The 4,789-nt window shown below is 73.5% G+C and carries 3 protein-coding genes and 1 riboswitch; of the genes, 1 reads left to right on the forward strand and 2 read right to left on the reverse strand.

Annotated elements, in window-relative coordinates:
- Positions 1 to 65 precede the first annotated feature (65 nt).
- Together thiC and gdhA are read right to left on the reverse strand one after the other, a co-directional pair.
- Positions 66 to 1,799: a phosphomethylpyrimidine synthase ThiC gene (gene thiC, locus BJF79_RS32410; protein WP_075903173.1), complete on the reverse strand. Its 1,734-nt coding sequence runs from the start codon at positions 1,797 to 1,799 to the stop codon at positions 66 to 68.
- Positions 1,792 to 1,904: riboswitch (TPP riboswitch) on the reverse strand. (Overlaps the previous gene by 8 nt.)
- A gap of 165 nt (positions 1,905 to 2,069) precedes the next feature.
- Positions 2,070 to 3,446, reverse strand: coding sequence for an NADP-specific glutamate dehydrogenase (gene gdhA, locus BJF79_RS32415; protein WP_083734359.1), 1,377 nt, complete (start codon positions 3,444 to 3,446; stop codon positions 2,070 to 2,072).
- Between the two features lie 274 nt (positions 3,447 to 3,720).
- Between gdhA and BJF79_RS32420 the strand changes: the two genes are divergently transcribed.
- Positions 3,721 to 4,789, forward strand: a 1,069-nt coding sequence (locus BJF79_RS32420; protein ID WP_075903175.1) for a sensor histidine kinase, incomplete at its 3' end; no start/stop codon positions are given.

Consider the following 4,789-nt stretch of genomic DNA (forward strand, 5'->3'; position numbering starts at 1 on the left):
CCACCGGGACCCGCGAGCGCCCGGCCGGACGGCCGCGGCGCGGGTCCCGGCGGGGCGGCGGAGGGTCAGGAGCCGTTCGGGGTGACCGGGAGGTAGACGCGGCCCCCGGCGGCCTTGAACTCGCCGGCCTTCTCCCGCATCCCGGCGGCGATCGCCTCCGCGCCGTCCAGCCCGTGCTCGTCGGCGTACCGGCGGACGTCCCGGGTGATCTTCATCGAGCAGAAGTGCGGGCCGCACATCGAGCAGAAGTGCGCCGTCTTCGCCGGGGCGGCGGGCAGCGTCGCGTCGTGGAACCCGCGTGCGGTCTCGGGGTCCAGCGACAGGTTGAACTGGTCCTCCCAGCGGAAGTCGAACCGGGCGTCCGACAGCGCGTCGTCCCACGCCTGCGCGCCCGGATGGCCCTTGGCGACGTCCGCGGCGTGCGCGGCGATCTTGTAGGCGATGACGCCCGCCTTGACGTCGTCGCGGTCGGGCAGCCCGAGATGCTCCTTCGGGGTGACGTAGCAGAGCATCGCGGTGCCGTGCCAGCCGATCATCGCGGCGCCGATCGCCGAGGTGATGTGGTCGTAGCCGGGCGCGATGTCGGTGGTGAGCGGCCCGAGCGTGTAGAAGGGGGCGCCGTCGCACCACTCCTGCTGCAGGTCGACGTTCTCCTTGATCTTGTGCATCGGGACGTGCCCGGGGCCCTCGTTCATCACCTGGTTGTCGTACTCGGCGGCGATCCGGGTCAGCTCGCCCTGGGTGCGCAGCTCCGCGAACTGGGCCTCGTCGTTGGCGTCGGCGATCGAGCCGGGGCGCAGCCCGTCGCCGAGCGACCACGTGACGTCGTAGGCCGCGAAGATCTCGCACAGCTCCCGGAAGTGCGTGTACAGGAAGTTCTCCTCATGGTGCGCCAGGCACCACGCCGCCATGATCGACCCGCCGCGCGACACGATGCCGGTCTTGCGGCGCGCCGTGAGCGGGACGTACCGCAGCAGCACCCCCGCGTGGACCGTCATGTAGTCGACGCCCTGCTCGGCCTGCTCGATCACCGTGTCGCGGAAGACCTCCCAGGTCAGCGCGGCCGGGTCGCCGCCGACCTTCTCCACCGCCTGGTACAGCGGGACCGTCCCCACCGGGACGGGCGAGTTCCGCAGGATCCACTCGCGGGTGGTGTGGATGTCGCGGCCCGTCGACAGGTCCATGATCGTGTCGGCGCCCCAGCGGGTCGCCCACGTCATCTTCTCCACCTCGTCCTCGATCGAGGACGCCACCGCGGAGTTGCCGATGTTCGCGTTGACCTTCACGAGGAAGTTCCGGCCGATGATCATCGGCTCGATCTCCGGATGGTTGACGTTCGCCGGCAGCACCGCGCGTCCCGCCGCCAGCTCGTCCCGGACGAACTCGGGGGCCACGCCCTCGCGCAGCGCGACGAACTCCATCTCCGGTGTGATCTCCCCGCGCCGCGCGTAGCCGCGCTGGGTGACGGGCCCGCCGGACGAGCGGCGCGGCCGCCGCGCGGGGAAGGCCCGCCCGTCCGGGGCGGGCCCGCCGGATCTGCGGCCGTCGTCCTCGGGACGCGCGGCGCGCCCGTCATAGGCGGCGGTGTCGCCGCGTTCGGCGATCCACGCGTCCCGCAGCGGCGGCAGCCCCCGGCGGACGTCGGTCTCGAAGGCGGGGTCGGTGTACGGTCCCGACGTGTCGTACAGGACGACGGCGTCGCCGTTGGTCAGCGGCACCTCCCGCATCGGCGCGCGCACATCGGGCCGCGAGCCTTGCAGGTACGTCTTGCGGGCGGCCGGAACCACATGATCGTTCACGACTCGATCTCTCCCTACGCCGGCATTACCCGGTCAGGTTCATGCGGTCAGCGGCCGTTCCAGCCGCTATCTCAGCCCGGTTCGCCGGGCCCCCGCGTCGGTCGTGATCGACGGTAACCCGCACCGCCCCCGTTGCCGCAACCCGGGGAAACGGGGTCGACGCGCGCGTGCCGCCCCCGCGGATCCGGGGACGGGCACGCGCGTGCGGAATCGGGACCCCCGGGCGCCGGCGTCCTACACCGCCGTCGGCGCCGCCCGGGTTCCCGCCCGCTAGATCAGGCCCTGCGCGAGCATCGCGTCGGCGACCCGCTCGAAGCCGGCGATGTTGGCGCCGACGACGTAGTCGCCGGGGGCGCCGTAGCGGTCGGCGGTCTCGAAGCAGGTGTCGTGGATGTCACGCATGATCCGTGCCAGCTCCTTCTCGACCTGCGCGAACGTCCAGGACTCGCGGCCCGCGTTCTGCCGCATCTCCAGCGCGCTGACCGCGACGCCGCCCGCGTTCGCCGCCTTCCCGGGGCCGAACGCCACGCCGGCGTCCTGCAGGATGTGGACGGCCTCGGGCGTCGTCGGCATGTTCGCGCCCTCCGCCACCGCCTTGACCCCGTTGCGGACGAGGATCCGCGCGGCGTCGGCGTCCAGCTCGTTCTGCGTCGCCGACGGCAGCGCGATGTCGGCCGGGACGTCCCAGACCCGCCCGGCCGGGACGAACCGGGCCGACGAGCCGCGCATCTCGGCGTAGTCGGAGACGCGGCCCCGGTCGACCTCCTTGACGTGCTTGAGGAGGTCGAGATCGATGCCCTTCTCGTCGACGACGTAGCCGCCCGAGTCGGACACCGTGATCACGTTCGCGCCGAGCGCCTGCGCCTTCTCGATCGAGTAGATCGCGACGTTGCCGGATCCGGACACCACGACCTGCTGGCCGTCGAGGTCCTCGCCGCGCCGCTTCAGCATCTCGGCGGTGAACAGCACGCTGCCGTACCCGGTGGCCTCGGTGCGGCCCGCCGAGCCGCCCCAGCCCTGGCCCTTGCCGGTCAGGACGCCGGCCTCCCAGCGGTTGGTGACCCGCCGGTACTGGCCGAACAGGTAGCCGATCTCGCGGCCGCCGACGCCGATGTCGCCCGCCGGTACGTCGGTGTGCTCGCCCACGTGCCGGTACAGCTCGGTCATGAACGACTGGCAGAACCGCATGACCTCGTCGTCGGACCGGCCGTGCGGGTCGAAGTCGCTGCCGCCCTTGCCGCCGCCGATGCCGAGGCCGGTGAGCGCGTTCTTGAAGATCTGCTCGAAGCCCAGGAACTTCACGATCCCGAGGTTCACCGTCGGGTGGAACCGCAGGCCGCCTTTGTACGGGCCGAGGGCGCCGTTGAACTCGACGCGGAAACCGCGGTTCACGTGGACGCGGCCCGCGTCGTCCTGCCACGGCACCCGGAACATGATCTGCCGCTCGGGCTCGATCAGCCGCTCGACGAGCCGGGCGGCGGCGAGCCGGGGACGCGCGGACAGCACGGCGGGCAGCGACTCCAGCACCTCGTGGACCGCCTGGTGGAACTCCGGTTCGCCGGGGTCGCGGCGCAGGACGCCGTCGTAGGTCTCCTCCAGAGCGGCCAGGACGTCGGGGGAGCCGGGCAGGCGGGGGGAAAGGGGCATGTGGTGGTTCCTTTCGGCGAACGATGATCGTGCGTGTAACGCCGGCGACCGAGACGTTCACCTCCCGCGGCCCCATTGCCGGGACGCCACGGCCTCAAGCGGCCTTCTCACTCTAAAACGTGATCGCCGTACGCAGGACGCTGCTAAGCTGTCTCGTTTGCCAACACCTGAACCGTCCAGGGACATTCCACGCGGAACCGCCGCTCAAACCCGGTGATCCCCGTCCGGAGCGGGCCGGATGCGCGCCCCGCGGACGGTCCGGGAAGATGGACGCGTGGTGACGCTCTCCCGGATCGGCGGACTTCCGAAGGACCTCGCGGGCGACCGGACGTTCGTGCGCGACGCCGTCCTCGCGCTGCTCCTGGCGTTCGTCGCGGGCGCGGCGGCCGTCCTCTGGCCGGGCGTGCGGTCCCTGGACGCCCCCGGCGCCGTGCTGCTCGCGGCCGTGCACGTCCCCCTCGCGGTGATCCGGCGCCGCCCGGCGCCCGGGCTCGCGGCGCTGGTCGTCCTCGCCCTCCCGTACCACCTGCTGCAGTACCAGCACCACGCGCTGGTCCCTGCCGAGGTGGTCGCGCTGTTCGCCTACGCGGTGCTCGGCCGCCGGGCGCGGGTCGTCCTCGCGGTCGTCGGGACGCTACTGGCGACCTGCGTCGTCGGGATGGCGATGCGGGCGGGCGGGAGCAGCGTCCGGGAGCAGATCGCGGTGATCGAGGCCGTGGTCGCCCTGGGGATCGGCGTGCAGGTCTGGCGGTCGCACCGGGCCCGGCTCGCGGCGATCACCGAGCGCGCCGAGCGGGCCGAGCGGACCCGCGAGCAGGAGGCGGCGCGGCGCGTCGCCGAGGAGCGGCTGCGCATCGCCCGCGACCTGCACGACCTGCTCGCGCACAGCATCACCGTGATCGGCGTCCAGGCGGGCGCCGCCGCCCACCTCGTCCGCGGGGACCGGCCGCTGGACCGCACCGAGCTCGCCGACGCGCTCGCGTCGATCGCCGGGACCTGCCGGGACGCCCGCGTCGAGCTGCGCGGCACCCTGCAGGTCCTGCGCGGGACGGACGCGCCCGAACCCGGGACGCTCCCCGGCCTGGACGGGATCGGCGACCTGGTGACGGCCGCCCGCGGCGGCGGGATCCGGGTGACGTTCCGGGACGAGTCCGCGGGACCGGACGGGGACCGGCCGCCGCCCGAGGTCGCGGTCGCCGCGTACCGGATCGTCCAGGAGGCCCTCACCAACGTGGTCAAGCACGCGGCCGCGCGCGTCCGCCGACGTGAGCCTCGCCCGCGCCGGCGGCGACCGCGGCGCGGGTCGCCGACGACGGCCGCGGCGCGCCCTCGGGCCCGCCCGG

Origin of the sequence: Actinomadura sp. CNU-125 (assembly GCF_001942465.1) — a bacterium.
GTDB lineage: Bacteria > Actinomycetota > Actinomycetes > Streptosporangiales > Streptosporangiaceae > Spirillospora.